Below are 14,282 nucleotides of genomic sequence, written 5' to 3'. Positions count from 1 at the left end.
ATCCCTTGTGCACTACAATCACACCAATAACAAATATCCAAAACCCAAGGAGGAACACCATGCTCATAAACCAAAAAGGCTTCACCCTGATCGAAATGATGATTGTTCTATTAGTGATATCTGTATTGCTTTTTATTACGATACCCAACGTCACTAATCAAAGCAATTCAATTAATTCCAAAGGCTGCGAAGCATTTGTCCACATGGTGGAAGGCCAGGTTGAGGCCTACAAAATGGAAGGGAATGCGCTTCCGGTCACAATAGATACCCTCGTCACAGACGGGTATTTAAATGAGGATTATAAAGCCTGCCCCGACGGAAGTGCCATCACCATTGATGTCGAAGGGAAGGTATCCTCTAATTAATGACGTAAGATATGGGGAAGCAGGGTATACACTTATTGAGATGCTTGTCGTCTTATTGATTTTCACGACCCTTATGTCTTGGGTCAGCTTTTCCATCCTTCCTATGAAAGAAATGAATGAAAAGGACTTATTTCTTTCACAGCTCCAATCAGACCTCTACCAGATCCAAAGCTACAGCATTAGTCATCAAATTCCCATCACCGTGACCTTTTACCCTGGAACAAATAAATACGTTGCGAAAACCGCTACTAGACAAACGATTGTCTCAAGAGAGATATCATCTTCCATTCAGATTACATCAATAAACAGCTTATCAGACATCACATTCTATCCGGATGGAAATACAAATCGATTCGGCAAGCTGAACTTTAAAATGGGAGATACCATGATTCAGCTCATGTTTCAAATTGGGCAAGGGAGGTTCTATGTACAGGAGTATTAAAGGTTTCTCACTTCCGGAAACCCTTATTGCCTTCAGTTGCATCCTTTTGATAGCAGGCGTATTTATACCTTTTCTGATTCAACATGCTTCTCAACTTCAACGACTTCAGTATGAAGTGGAGGCTTTGAGATTTCTTGAAGAAGGGATGGAGAAGGCAATCGTCACTCACGAGTATGTGAATCATTCAAGAATGTATAAAGGTGTCAGATATGAACTCGATTGGAAAGGGGGAGTCAATGAAGAAGCGTGTGTCCACTATCATAAAAGAGGTGCGGATCCCCATGAAGTTTGTATCTCAAAGGCTGAATAACAAGGGGTTTACATTAATCGAGGCTCTGTTAAGCTTTACAGTATTTTGCATGATTTCACTATGCATTCCACTCATTATGAAGGGCTTCTCTTCGATAAAAAATGATATGATTCCTCCACATTATTATGAATGGAATCTATTCAATGAAAGTTTGAGAAATGAACTTTGGAGAGGGGAAAGTGTAGTAATCACGCCTGATAAGATTTCGTTTCTGGTGAGTGGTGAATCCATTTCGTATGAAAAGTATAATCAATCCATTCGAAGGAGGGTAAATAATCAAGGGCATGAAGTGGTTCTACAGTCAGTGGATTCATTTAGCTTTGCATCTATTATTCAGGGAGTGCATATGGATTTGGAGTTTGTGGGTGGAGAAAAAGTCGAGGGGGAGTTCTTTTACTTTTCAACCCAACAAGGAGAAGGAATGCCTTAACAATAAGGGGTTTATATTGCCATACACTTTATTCCTTCTGATGATTGTTTTATCTGTAGGGTTCGCTGCAAAGGATCTTTTTATTAGTAAATATCTATACTTAACAAATATGAAAAACATTTATGAAAGAAACGTGAGTGTATCCCATGCTATCCTGTTGGAGATGGATAGTGGGATGCTTACTTCCAAACAATTGAAAGGGAATTATGGTGAAATCGTGACCCACAGCGAAATGGTCAACCCGGATGAAATACGACTGGAAGTGACATTCAAACGGGATGAGAAGCTTTTTCTTCCAACGACGGTTGTGTATAATAGGGAAACAAAACACATAATAAGTTGGGAGTAGAATATGAAACCGATTTTCTTTATTGGATTTATGGGGGTAGGAAAAACGACGATTGGGAAGCATCTTGGGGAACTACTGAATCTACCGGTCATTGATATGGACAGTTACATTGAACACAAAGAGAAAAAGTCTATTAAAGAGATCTTTAATCAGCAGGGAGAACAACATTTCAGGGATCTGGAAAACAAAGTGCTCCTTGATTTAGCCTACAAGCAAGCGATTATCACTACGGGTGGCGGAGTGATTGAAAGGGAAGAGAACCGGGAGTTCTTACGACAACAGGATTTCGTATTCCACCTGACTTGTCCTTTTGCTTCATTATGGTCCCGTTTAGAAGGCGATGAAAATCGTCCACTCGTTCAAAATAACTCCAAGGAACGTTTATCGGGTTTATTCAACCTCCGCTTCCCGCTCTATGAGAGTGGAAGCTCCATAACGATTCATACAGACAATAAAACGATAGAAGAGGTCATTGAAGAAATACTGCTTCATCTAAATGGGCAAGCTGAATAAATTACCTATAGCCGGGCATACTGATAAAAGCAGGAGGTGGTGCTTTTATGTCAGTGAATGATTATGTTAAATTCATAACACAAACATTTGTCCAACATTATGAAAAATCACCTCATGAACGTAAAAGTATAAAGAAGCAACGGAAGAATGAGAGAGAACCATTCTTATTTCGCTGGTTCGGGATCATCCCATATGCTTTCATGATCATGTTTAAGAAAAATAAATAGGGAACGGCTGCCTTTAGGCAGTCTTTTTTTTTGGAGTGAAACGGAGTAAGTGTGTGATTTACTCACTCCGTTTACCGGTTAACTTGAATGCTGTAAATAAAAAATCCCGCCATTGATGATATCGATGGAAATCTTGGGCTCATACTGCTCTTTCAATGCTTGTTGTTCCATAAAATAGGATTCGGGCTTTTCCTCTTGATCTCCATAAAAGTGATTCAACAATTGTAAATCTTCCTCCCACGTCTTTCGTGCCTGCTCAGCCCATTCAACAGGTTCTTTTTTGATTTCTTCATACAGGAACGTTTGAATGCGGTTCACTCCGCTTTTCGGTTTAATGATCGGTGTCAATGTGAACGAGAAATCAGGAATCTTAGGTGTCAGGTTTCTGGACATCAATGACGAATGAAAGTTTTCCTGAATGACTCCATTGATCAGGTTCAATCCCATGCTTCGAATGCTGTCTTTCTTTCGGTTGGATTGATACGAAATTTTGATATTCAGTCCAAGCCATGGATGAAGAGGGGTTTGCTGACCACTCGGTGTTAGCCGGTTTTCGTATAACCGGATATATCCTGCTAAATTTCGTGTTGAATGGAAGATTTGGTGTAACCGCGGAGAACCAAAGTGAATAGGTTCTCCTTTTAAGTCTTCAGGTGCTTTATCCGGATTCGTTATAAGGGATAGTGTCATTGGATTTGGAATACCTCCCGTTTTCTCAAGGTAGTGCCAGTAGAACGGACGGTTCATCAGCTCCTTATCCAAATCAATCGTTAGCTGGACGGTCATATGACCGTCTCCGTTCGCAACCAGGTCACATCCATTAGCCACGAAGTATCTCTCAAGAAATTGATGAATTTCGTGCTGCTGCATTTGATTTCTCCTCCTTTAATTGTTCGGCAAATTGAATCATACTCGTTAAATTCTCCATTTTAATCTTCATTTCCCCTTCCGTTCTGGATGAAGAAAGAATATCGGTTACATGCTCTTCGAAGTCGCGGAAATCCAGACGGGTCAGGATTTCATCCAATTCTCCGATCACCCGTTCAAAGAGATTGATTTTTTCATAAAGAAGCTTCAATATATGTTCTTCAACCGTGTCTCTGGTAGCAAAATTGTAAATATGAACATCCTCTGTCTGTCCAAGACGGTGGACACGACCGATTCGCTGCTCTAACCTCATGGGATTCCATGGCAGGTCAAAGTTGATCACGTGATGGCAGAATTGGAGGTTGATTCCTTCCCCTCCTGCCTCAGTAGCAATTAACACCTGTGCATGCTTTTGAAAGAGTTCACGCATCCAATCCTTTTTCCCCCGTTTAAATCCACCTCGAAACGGTACGGAGCTTATTCCATGTTGTTTTAAGAACCATTGCAGATAGAGCTGTGTTGCCCGGTACTCTGTAAATATAATCACTTTGTCATTGATCGATTGGACGATTTCAAGTGCTTTCTGAGCCTTGGAGTTCATTGTCACGTTTTCTACTTTTTTCATAAGAGTGCCAATTGTATTCTCAAAACCTGCTGTCGGGTTTTCTTTCTTCTCCAGCATGTTTTTAAGAGTATAAAACACTGCTTCACGAGAGCTGCATGCTTCTCTTTGAAGCGTTAAAAGAGAGAAGGAGCTTGAATTAGCCCAGTCATCATAGTTCCCCCTGAGCAAATCGATGCTGTTATATAAATCCCTTTCAGCCTCGTTAAAATCGATTAAGACCGTCTTTACGTGCCGTTTTGTCCATTCTATACCCGTATCGCTGCGTCTGTTACGGATCATCACTTTGTTAATGAGACTTTTTAAATGTTCATCCTCTTGAAGAGTACGGTCCCCTTTTTTATATCTTTCGGAAAACCCGGATTCATTTCCGAGATGTCCCGGCTTAAGGAGAGAAACCAGATGAAAAATCTCTTCGACACGATTTTGAATAGGTGTCGCTGTCAGCAGTAAGCAGAATTTCTTTTTTAGGTTTTGGACAAATTCATAGTTTTTTGTTTTATGATTTTTTAGTTTGTGAGCTTCATCGATAATCACCAAATCATAGTCCTGTTCATACACCTTTTCCCGATGAGGGCTACGCTTAGCGGTATCCATGGATGATACGACAATATCGCACTGATCCCATACGTAACTTTTTCGTTGCGGAACAGCCGGAATGAAAAACTTACTGTTCAATTCATAGGACCATTGAGAGACCAGGGATGCAGGAACCAATATTAATACTTTCTTCACTAATCCTCTAATCATGTATTCTTTCAATATCAATCCGGCTTCAATGGTTTTACCTAATCCGACCTCATCTGCAAGGATCGCTTTCCCGTTCATCGTTTCGACAACCTGCTTTGCTGCTTCCAACTGATGGGGGAGCGGAGTGACATTAGCCAAATGTTTTGGTGCTTGTAGGCCTTCAAAGTTCGGAATTGCAAGATGATGTTCAAATTCGATGGCCAGCTTATATAGCTCCCAATTTCCCCATGGGCCATCGTTATCAATTAAATTCTCGAGACCCTCGCCCCATTCTTCATCAAATAAAACCTCAACATTCATCTGAAAAACATCTCCTTAATTCTAATAAAAATGATTGCTCAATCCTCGTATTTAATGGTAGGATGAAAATAGATTTTCTAATGTTTAAAAAACTCGAAAATCCGAACATTCACATTTACAACATTTCTTCTGTATATTTCTAGTATGACCAAATGTTTCAAGGAATATTGGCGAATGATAACAAGGGGAGAGACTGTGCATACAGCGCCGAAGGAGCAAGCACATTTAAGTGTGAATCTCTCAGGCAAAAAGACTCTTGTTGGACGCAACTCTGGAGAGTGTTTCCGGTACCCGGGAACCACCAAAGGGGAAAGCCGTTCTTCGGTAAACTTTCAGGTGCAAGGACAGAGAAAACTTCTTTATGAAAAGGGGTTTTTCTGTCCTTTTTTCATGGGATAAAACTTGGTTAAGGATTATGCATGTAAGGAAGATAAAGGGGGAAAAGTCATGTCAGAGTTAAAACAAACACCTTTATACGAAGTGTACAAAGAGTATGGAGGAAAAACCATCGACTTCGGTGGCTGGGCTTTACCAGTGCAATTCTCAAGTATTAAAGAAGAACATGAAGCGGTACGAACCCGGGCTGGACTATTCGACGTTTCTCATATGGGAGAAATTGAAGTGAAGGGTGAAGGGGCTCTTGACTACTTACAAAGAATGATGACAAATGATGTCTCCAAAGTAAAAGATGGAGGAGCTCAGTATACGGCTATGTGCTACGAAAACGGTGGGACGGTCGATGACTTATTAGTTTATAAAATAAAAGATAATGATTATTTGCTCGTGGTTAATGCGGCAAATATAGATAAAGATTTTCAGTGGCTGAAAAAACATGAAGTCGATGGAGTTGAAATTAACAACATCTCTGAACAAATGGCGCAATTGGCACTTCAAGGTCCACTTGCTGAACAGGTTTTACAAAAGCTTACAAACGAACATTCACTAAGCGATATCGGATTTTTTAAATTCCAGACCGAAGTGAACATAGATGGTAGACATGCACTTGTTTCACGTACCGGTTATACAGGGGAAGACGGATTTGAGATTTACTGTGATGCAGGTGATGCGGCTGCAATCTGGAAAGCCATCCTGGATGCAGGAAAGGAACATGGGGTGCTTCCATGCGGACTGGGTTCTCGTGATACATTGCGTTTTGAAGCGAACCTTGCCCTTTACGGACAAGAATTATCTCAATCGATCACGCCGATCGAAGCAGGTATTGGATTCGCCGTAAAAGTGAATAAAGAGGTTCCATTTAATGGTCAGGAAGTCCTGAAACAACAAAAGGATGAAGGCGCTCCAAGAAAAATCGTCGGGATTGAAATGATCGATCGCGGAATTCCCCGTCATGGGTATAAGGTGTATGCCGGTGAAGAAGAGATAGGGGAAGTCACAACCGGTACGCAATCACCGACATTAAAGAAAAATGTAGGATTAGCATTACTCCATAAAGAGTTTACTTCTTTAGATACAGAAGTACTGGTTGAGATCAGAGGGAAAAAGTTAAAAGCGAAAGTAGTAGCGACACCATTCTATAAAAGACCAAAGAAATAGGGGAGGAATGACGGTCATGAAGCATCGTTATTTACCGATGACAGAGCAGGATCAAAGGGAAATGTTAGACAGCATAGGAGTAGACAGCGTTAATGATCTATTTGAAGATATTCCTGAGCAGGTTCGTTTCAAAGGGGATTACAAAATCAAAGAAGCGAAGTCAGAAACGGAATTGGTAAAAGAATTGACCAAAATGGCAGCGAAGAATGCTGACCTGAAAAGTCATACATCCTTTTTAGGGGCAGGAGTATATGACCACTACATGCCGATCATCGTGGATCATGTATTATCACGCTCTGAATTTTATACAGCATATACACCTTATCAGCCGGAAATCTCTCAAGGAGAACTTCAAGCCATTTTTGAATTTCAAACGATGATATGTGAGCTGACCGGCATGGATGTAGCCAACTCTTCCATGTACGATGGAGGGACGGCTCTTGCAGAAGCAGCTATGCTGAGTGCAGGGCAGACCCGCAGGAAAAAGGTACTGGTTTCAAGTACGGTGCATCCCGAATCACGTGATGTCCTGCGATCTTATGCAAAAGGTCAGTATATAGAAGTGGTGGAAATCCCGCATGATAACGGTGTTACGGATGTGGAAGAACTTAAGAAATTAATGAGTAATGAAATTGCCGCGGTAGTCGTTCAATATCCCAACTTCTTCGGCAGGGTAGAAGAACTAAAAGCCATTGAAGAAGTAGCTCATGCCCAAAAAGCGATGTTCGTTGTGTCTTCAAACCCTCTTGCATTAGGGGCACTTACTCCTCCTGGACAATTAGGAGCGGATATCGTCATTGGTGATGCACAGCCATTCGGTATCCCAAGTGCCTTTGGTGGACCGCACTGTGGATACTTCGCTGTGAATAAAAAGCTTATGCGTAAAGTTCCGGGCCGTCTTGTTGGTCAAACCGTTGATGAAGATGGAATCAGAGGATTTGTTCTGACTCTTCAAGCACGTGAGCAGCATATCCGTCGAGATAAAGCAACGTCGAATATTTGTTCAAACCAGGCATTAAATGCACTCGCGGCATCTGTAGCCATGACGGCACTTGGAAAACAGGGCGTCAAAGAGATGGCACTTCAAAATATCCAAAAAGCACATTATGCAAAAGAAGCCTTTAAAGCAAAAGGATTCTCCATTGCATTTGAAGGACCATCATTCAATGAGTTTATCGTAAAGGTAAATAGGCCGGTCAAAGAAATCAATCAAAAGCTCCTGGGTAAAGAAATGATTGGTGGTTATGATTTAGGATTAATGGATGACAGCTTATCACAGCACATGCTGATCGCTGTTACTGAACTTCGCAGCAAAGAAGAAATCGACGCATTCGTAGCAGAATTGGGGGATTGTCATGAATAAGCAAGATCAACCTCTTATTTTTGAATTATCTAAAGAAGGCCGTGTCGGCTATAGCTTACCTGAGATGGATGTACCACAGGTAGAACTGTCAGATCTCATTCCATCTGATTATATCCGTACGGAAGAACCGCATCTTCCAGAGGTTTCTGAACTGGATATCATGCGTCATTATACGGCATTATCAAAACGTAATCATGGTGTGGATTCCGGTTTCTATCCATTAGGGTCTTGTACGATGAAGTACAATCCGAAGGTGAATGAAAACGTGGCACGCTTGAATGGATTCGCTCACATCAATCCTCTCCAGGAAGCGGAAAGCGTTCAAGGTGCCCTTGAACTGATGTATGATCTTCAGGAGCATTTGAAAGAAATCACAGGCATGGATGAAGTCACCCTTCAACCTGCTGCCGGTGCTCATGGAGAGTGGACGGGTCTTATGATGATCCGTGCTTACCATGAAGCAAATGGAGACACACATCGTACGAAGGTCATCGTACCGGATTCAGCTCATGGAACGAACCCTGCCAGTGCGACTGTAGCAGGTTTCGAAACGGTAACGGTGAAATCAAACGAAAATGGTTTAGTTGATTTGGAGGATCTGAAGCGTGTAGTTGGAGATGATACAGCAGCCTTGATGCTGACCAACCCGAACACTCTTGGATTATTTGAAGAAAACATTCTGGAAATGGCTGCAATCATTCATGAAGCAGGCGGCAAGTTGTATTATGATGGTGCCAATTTAAATGCCGTTTTATCAAAAGCCAGACCAGGGGATATGGGATTTGATGTCGTGCATTTAAATCTTCATAAGACCTTTACTGGCCCTCACGGAGGCGGTGGTCCAGGGAGCGGTCCTGTGGGAGTGAAGGAAGACCTGATTAAATACCTTCCAAAACCGATCCTGGTGAAAAACGGCGACCAATTCGAATTTGATTACAACCGTCCTGATTCCATTGGCCGTGTAAAACCTTACTATGGAAACTTTGGAATCAACGTTCGTGCGTATACCTATATCAGAACGATGGGTCCGGATGGCTTGAGAGCCGTGACGGAAAATGCCGTACTGAATGCAAATTACATGATGCGCCGCCTGGCTCCTCACTTTGACCTTCCATTCGATCGTCATTGTAAACATGAATTCGTGATCAGTGGAAAACGCCAGAAGAAGCTTGGTGTCCGAACATTGGATATTGCGAAGCGACTACTCGACTTCGGATATCATCCGCCAACCATCTACTTCCCACTAAACGTGGAAGAGTGCATGATGATCGAACCGACGGAGACAGAATCGAAAGAAACACTGGATTCCTTCATTGATGCCATGATCCAGATTGCCAAAGAAGCAGAAGATACGCCGGAAATCGTCCAGGAAGCACCGCACACAACAATTGTGAAGCGGATGGATGAAACACTCGCAGCAAGAAAACCGGTACTGCGTTATACAAAAGAAAGCTAAAGAAAATAAAATTGAAATTCCCCGCAGTAATTCGCTGCGGGGATTTTTGTTGGGGGACGGACCTTATGGTCGTTCACTCAGCAGAATAGGTGCGGGATGGGGTCGTGATGGTCGGCAATCCAGCTGAAATGAGCAGGAATCCAGCCGATTTGGTCGATAATCCAGCCGAAATGAGCAAAAATCCAGCCGTTTCAACCAAAAATCCAGCCGAATCCCATATAATTCCATTTATTGATCGGATTATGCACAATACCAATACAAATAGAACCATCACTCCAACCCACTACTTACACCGATTAAAAAAAAGGATCGCCCCAAAGGCAATCCTTTCACATTATTTTTTATGTTTTACTTTGCCTGTCCACTTTTTAAAGCCGCCCTGCAATTGGTGAAGATCCCGGTACCCTTTGCGGTGAAGCATTTGAGCTGCTCGTCCGCTGCGGAGTCCGCTTTGGCAATAAAGGTAAACGGGTTGATCGGCACGGATTTCCTTTTGTCTCATTTTAATTTGAGAGAGGGGGATGTTTCGTGCGCCTAGTACGTGACCGTTATCAAATTCATTCGCTTCACGAACATCTATCAACTGAGCTTTACGATATCCTGCTCGAAATTCTTCTTCAGTCAATGTATTCACAATCCTCTTTTGATAGAAGAACGTAAAGAGTGAATAAACAATGATTCCACCAAGTACGACTAAAAGAATATATAATCCTTCCATCATTCATGCTCCTTTCTACAAATGCGCTAACTTCTATTATATTCATGAAAGCTCCGAGAATCAAAACAAATTTATTATTTTACAGCAAACACTTTCCAATCTGTTTTTCTTTGTTTTTTCTTTTGGATTTGATAGACTAGTAACGGACTTAAATGAAGTTGGTTTTTTACATAACATAATATCAAAGAGAAGACGCAAATGAGGTATGATGCATGAAAAAAGAAACATGGAGATTCATTGACTCAGGGAATTGTTCCCCTTCTTATAATATGGCCCTTGATGAGGCGCTATTGGATTGGCATAGCGAGGGAAAGATTCCTCCCACGATCAGGTTTTATGGCTGGGATCCCGCGACTCTCTCGATCGGTTACTTCCAAAAGGTAGAAAAGGAAATCAATCTTGATGCAGTGAAAGAGCACAGTCTTGGCTTTGTCAGAAGACCGACGGGAGGCAGAGGGGTTCTGCATGAACATGAATTGACTTACAGCGTCATTGTTTCTGAAGAGCACCCGGAAATGCCTAAAACCGTTACGGAAGCATACCGGGTGATTTCGGAAGGGATCTTAAAAGGATTTCAAGGACTTGGACTCGAAGCCTATTTTGCCGTTCCGAAAACAGCAGAAGAGCGGGAAGGGTTAAAGAATCCACGTTCGGCCGTTTGTTTTGATGCACCGAGCTGGTATGAGCTGGTGGTAGAAGGAAGAAAAGTAGCGGGAAGTGCCCAGACGCGCCAAAAAGGTGTCATCCTTCAACACGGTTCCATTCTATTGGATCTTGACGAGGATAAGCTGTTCAGCCTGTTTAACTATCCATCTGACCGGGTGAAAGAACGTATGCAGCGGGCATTTAAAAACAAGGCTGTCGCGATGAACGAAATCAGTTCGGAATCGGTCACTATGGATATGGCGAAGGAAGCATTCAAAAAAGGTTTCGAAGAAGGATTGAATATTCACCTGGAGCCATACGAACTTTCTGAAGAGGAAACACAATATGTTGTGGACCTTGCCAAATCCCGGTACGAATCAGATGACTGGAATTTCAAACGATAAAAAATTTTTTGTAGAAAAAAAGCGATGCTTGTCGCTTTTTTCCTGTTTTACCAACTATTACGCGACTTGGATTTATATCAAGTTCTAAATTAATAGAAATGGTCGGAGTATTATATGATTTTCTATTAATTCCTTCTGTTTTCTAATTTTATTGGCATATTATCCGTTTGACAAACAAATGACCTATTGACCTGAAACACAATATGTGGTGTGTCGAATAATTTTTTACACACTATATGTTGTGTTTATTTATTGCTTTTCCAATTGAGCTATGATATCGTATTATTTGATATTACACATCAAAGTTAACAACAAACAAATGAAAGATTTGAGATAGAAGGAGTTGTCTTTATGACTGTTGCGTCGAAAAACACAATGAAATTAAACATCGAAAGATTAAATCAGGATATTGGATTGTTTCCTCAAGTACATCCCATAACCCCGGATATGAGAACTACACATAAGGGTGTATCCCGTCTTGTTATGATTGACCGCTATTCTTTCAAAGACACGGAAAAGATCACTCTTTCAGAAGGTGATTTCGTGGTCCTCACCATCAAAGAAGATCCTAAATTCCCTGCAAGAGGATTAGGGTACATCACAAGCATCGATTGGGAAACGAAGAAAGCAGATGTTTGGATCGAAGAAGAGTACAGAAGTGCCATCGACAAACCTGAAGAAATGGAAACGGGTGTCGTCTCAAGAACACTTGATGTTATTGAAAAACCTCTCGAAGTCTACTACGAACAAATTGCGAAGCGTAACGCAACAGGCTTGGCAGAAGTGGAAGAAACTCCTGAAAAGAGACAAGTTTGGTTTGAAAAGTTCTACCATGAATTGGTGAACCTGCATTTTGTTCCTGCTGGTCGGGTGCTTTATGGAGCGGGTGCCGGAACAGACGTTACGTACTTCAACTGTTACGTGATGCCTTTCGTACAGGATTCACGTGAAGGGATTTCAGAACATCGCAAGCAGGTGATGGAGATCATGAGCCGTGGCGGTGGTGTCGGAACGAACGGATCGACTCTTCGCCCGCGAAATACTCTGGCTAAAGGTGTGAACGGTAAATCCTCCGGTTCGGTTTCCTGGCTGGATGACATCGCTAAATTGACTCATTTGGTTGAGCAGGGCGGATCAAGACGTGGAGCACAAATGATCATGCTTTCAGATTGGCATCCCGATATTATCGAATTCATCATCTCTAAAATGCAAAACCCGCGTATTCTGCGTTATCTCCTTGAAAATACAGAAGATGAAACGATTAAAAAAGCAGCTCAGGATAAGTTGAAATTCACACCTCTGACAGAACAAGAGGAAGCGATGTATCAAGGAATCCTAAATTATAGACAAATCCCTGGATACGGTGGGTTTGATGCGAAAATCCTTAAGAATGCAGAAGAAAAGCTCCGTACAGGTGGAACATACAGCGTCCATAATTCAGAGTTCCTGACAGGTGCGAATATCTCGGTTTGCCTGACAAGCGACTTTATGGATGCCGTGGAAAACGATCGTGAATATGAACTTCGCTTCCCGGATGTAGAAAGCTATAATGAAGAGCAGATGAAATACTATAATGAAGAATGGCACAACGTAGGGGATGTCCGTGAGTGGGAAAAGCTCGGCTACAAAGTGCGTACATACCGTAAGATCAAGGCGAAAGAGCTTTGGAATCTTATCAATGTGTGTGCAACCTACTCTGCGGAGCCGGGTATCTTCTTTATTGATAACGCGAATGATATGACGAATGCGAAAGCATACGGTCAAAAGGTAGTTGCTACGAACCCATGCGGTGAACAGCCTCTTGCTCCATATTCCGTGTGTAACCTGGCAGCCGTCAACCTTGCTCAGTTTGCCAATAAAGAGACGAAAACCGTTGATTTCGATAAATTGAAGCGTACCGTTGAAGTGGGTGTTCGCATGCAGGACAACGTCATCGACGCGACTCCTTACTTCCTGGATGAAAACAAAAAGCAGGCCCTTGGTGAGCGACGTGTTGGCCTTGGTGTAATGGGTCTTGCAGATTTGTTGATCTACTGTGAGAAAGAATACGGTTCTGAAGAAGGCAATCAGCTTGTGGATGAAGTGTTTGAAGTCATCGCCACAACCGCTTATCGTGCTTCGGTTGAATTATCGAAGGAAAAAGGAAGCTTCCCATTCCTGACTGGAAGCACCGATGAAGAAACGAAAGCTTTACGAAAAGCATTTGTGGAAACGGGCTTTATGAAGAAAATGCCTAACGATGTCCGAACAGATATTGAACAGTATGGGATCCGGAATTCCCATCTGTTAACTGTTGCTCCTACAGGTTCAACAGGTACGATGGTTGGGGTATCTACCGGGCTTGAACCTTATTTCTCTTTCACGTACTACAGAAGCGGGCGTCTTGGTAAGTTCATTGAAGTGAAAGCGGATATTGTAGAGGATTACTTGAAGAGAAATCCGGATGCAGATGCTGACAATCTTCCAGAATGGTTTGTTTCTTCCATGAGCTTGGCTCCACAAGCACATGCCGATGTCCAATGTGTGATTCAGAATTGGATCGACAGCTCTATTTCGAAAACGGTTAATGCTCCTCGTGGTTATACGGTTGATCAAGTTGAAAAAGTGTATGAGCGACTTTATAAAGGTGGAGCAAAAGGTGGAACCGTGTACGTGGACGGAAGCCGTGATTCACAAGTTCTTACACTCAAAGCAGAAGAAAACAGCTTTGATGACGAGGACGAACAGGAACAAAAAGACATTCCTACATCGAAAAAACCGATCGTGTTACTTGATACGATTCAGGACGTGCGTTCAACAGACGTGTCCATCGGTTCTGAAGTTGGGAATACGTGTCCAGTCTGCCGTAAAGGGACGGTAAAAGATATGGGTGGCTGCAATACTTGTACAAACTGCGGCGCTCAGCTGAAATGCGGACTATAATATATGAAGAAAGGTAGGAGGGGACTGGTTCCCCTCCTATTTTTT

16 protein-coding genes and 2 riboswitches are annotated in these 14,282 nt (G+C 42.2%); of the genes, 12 read left to right on the top strand and 4 right to left on the bottom strand.

Annotated features, from left to right (window positions below; all coding sequences use genetic code 11):
• Positions 1-59: 59 nt before the first annotated feature.
• Genes comGC through ACOSV2_RS08455 form a run of 7 tightly spaced genes read left to right on the top strand, consistent with a single transcriptional unit; the run spans position 60 to position 2,636 of the window.
• Positions 60-365, top strand: a complete 306-nt coding sequence (gene comGC, locus ACOSV2_RS08485; RefSeq protein ID WP_428974734.1) for a competence type IV pilus major pilin ComGC — start codon at positions 60-62, stop codon at positions 363-365.
• Entirely contained in the window at positions 337-807 is a 471-nt protein-coding gene (gene comGD / locus ACOSV2_RS08480; RefSeq protein ID WP_428974733.1) for a competence type IV pilus minor pilin ComGD, read from the top strand. The genes comGC and comGD overlap by 29 nt, the downstream gene beginning before the upstream one ends.
• Entirely contained in the window at positions 791-1,117 is a 327-nt protein-coding gene (locus ACOSV2_RS08475; RefSeq protein WP_428974732.1) for a hypothetical protein, read from the top strand. Before comGD ends, ACOSV2_RS08475 begins: the two co-directional genes overlap by 17 nt.
• On the top strand, positions 1,089-1,547 hold the full coding sequence (comGF, locus tag ACOSV2_RS08470) for a competence type IV pilus minor pilin ComGF (protein ID WP_428974731.1): 459 nt from the start codon (positions 1,089-1,091) through the stop codon (positions 1,545-1,547). Before ACOSV2_RS08475 ends, comGF begins: the two co-directional genes overlap by 29 nt.
• Positions 1,548-1,563: 16 nt before the next feature.
• Positions 1,564-1,896 (top strand): hypothetical protein, encoded by a 333-nt coding sequence (locus ACOSV2_RS08465; RefSeq protein WP_428974730.1) that lies wholly within the window; start codon positions 1,564-1,566, stop codon positions 1,894-1,896.
• A 3-nt stretch (positions 1,897-1,899) separates the two neighbouring features.
• Complete coding sequence (locus tag ACOSV2_RS08460) at positions 1,900-2,409, top strand: shikimate kinase (protein ID WP_428974729.1); 510 nt, start codon at positions 1,900-1,902, stop codon at positions 2,407-2,409.
• A 47-nt stretch (positions 2,410-2,456) separates the two neighbouring features.
• On the top strand, positions 2,457-2,636 hold the full coding sequence (locus ACOSV2_RS08455; RefSeq protein WP_044340022.1) for a YqzE family protein: 180 nt from the start codon (positions 2,457-2,459) through the stop codon (positions 2,634-2,636).
• A 78-nt stretch (positions 2,637-2,714) separates the two neighbouring features.
• On the opposite strand, the gene ACOSV2_RS08450 is transcribed toward ACOSV2_RS08455, so the two are convergent.
• Positions 2,715-3,506: a YqhG family protein gene (locus tag ACOSV2_RS08450; RefSeq protein WP_113970482.1), complete on the bottom strand. Its 792-nt coding sequence runs from the start codon at positions 3,504-3,506 to the stop codon at positions 2,715-2,717.
• A complete protein-coding gene (locus tag ACOSV2_RS08445; protein ID WP_428974728.1) occupies positions 3,475-5,175 on the bottom strand; it encodes a DEAD/DEAH box helicase in 1,701 nt (566 codons plus the stop codon). The genes ACOSV2_RS08450 and ACOSV2_RS08445 overlap by 32 nt, the downstream gene beginning before the upstream one ends.
• A 174-nt stretch (positions 5,176-5,349) precedes the next feature.
• A riboswitch (glycine riboswitch) is annotated at positions 5,350-5,441 on the top strand.
• Positions 5,442-5,444: 3 nt separating this feature from the next.
• Positions 5,445-5,525: riboswitch (glycine riboswitch) on the top strand.
• Positions 5,526-5,622: 97 nt separating this feature from the next.
• Between ACOSV2_RS08445 and gcvT the strand changes: the two genes are divergently transcribed.
• Genes gcvT through gcvPB form a run of 3 tightly spaced genes read left to right on the top strand, consistent with a single transcriptional unit; the run spans position 5,623 to position 9,548 of the window.
• Complete coding sequence (gene gcvT / locus ACOSV2_RS08440) at positions 5,623-6,729, top strand: glycine cleavage system aminomethyltransferase GcvT (protein WP_428974727.1); 1,107 nt, start codon at positions 5,623-5,625, stop codon at positions 6,727-6,729.
• A gap of 16 nt (positions 6,730-6,745) precedes the next feature.
• Complete coding sequence (gene gcvPA / locus ACOSV2_RS08435; RefSeq protein WP_428974726.1) at positions 6,746-8,092, top strand: aminomethyl-transferring glycine dehydrogenase subunit GcvPA; 1,347 nt, start codon at positions 6,746-6,748, stop codon at positions 8,090-8,092.
• On the top strand, positions 8,085-9,548 hold the full coding sequence (gene gcvPB / locus ACOSV2_RS08430) for an aminomethyl-transferring glycine dehydrogenase subunit GcvPB (protein WP_428974725.1): 1,464 nt from the start codon (positions 8,085-8,087) through the stop codon (positions 9,546-9,548). The genes gcvPA and gcvPB overlap by 8 nt, the downstream gene beginning before the upstream one ends.
• A gap of 73 nt (positions 9,549-9,621) precedes the next feature.
• Here gcvPB and ACOSV2_RS08425 read toward each other — a convergent pair whose 3' ends face one another.
• The gene (locus ACOSV2_RS08425) at positions 9,622-9,819 is read right to left on the bottom strand and encodes a hypothetical protein (protein ID WP_428974724.1); all 198 of its coding nucleotides are present in this window, start codon (positions 9,817-9,819) and stop codon (positions 9,622-9,624) included.
• 63 nt (positions 9,820-9,882) lie between these two features.
• Positions 9,883-10,266 carry a rhodanese-like domain-containing protein gene (locus tag ACOSV2_RS08420; RefSeq protein WP_113970477.1) on the bottom strand — a complete coding sequence of 128 codons (384 nt, stop codon included), beginning with the start codon at positions 10,264-10,266 and terminating at the stop codon, positions 9,883-9,885.
• 212 nt (positions 10,267-10,478) lie between these two features.
• Between ACOSV2_RS08420 and ACOSV2_RS08415 the strand changes: the two genes are divergently transcribed.
• Positions 10,479-11,315: a lipoate--protein ligase family protein gene (locus ACOSV2_RS08415; protein WP_428974723.1), complete on the top strand. Its 837-nt coding sequence runs from the start codon at positions 10,479-10,481 to the stop codon at positions 11,313-11,315.
• Positions 11,316-11,666: 351 nt separating this feature from the next.
• Positions 11,667-14,237: a vitamin B12-dependent ribonucleotide reductase gene (locus ACOSV2_RS08410; protein WP_428974722.1), complete on the top strand. Its 2,571-nt coding sequence runs from the start codon at positions 11,667-11,669 to the stop codon at positions 14,235-14,237.
• Positions 14,238-14,282 lie beyond the last annotated feature (45 nt).

The sequence above is a fragment of the Rossellomorea sp. DUT-2 genome (assembly GCF_052665285.1).
Note: the sequence above shows the minus strand (reverse complement) of the source record. Positions and strands in the feature narration are given on the sequence as shown.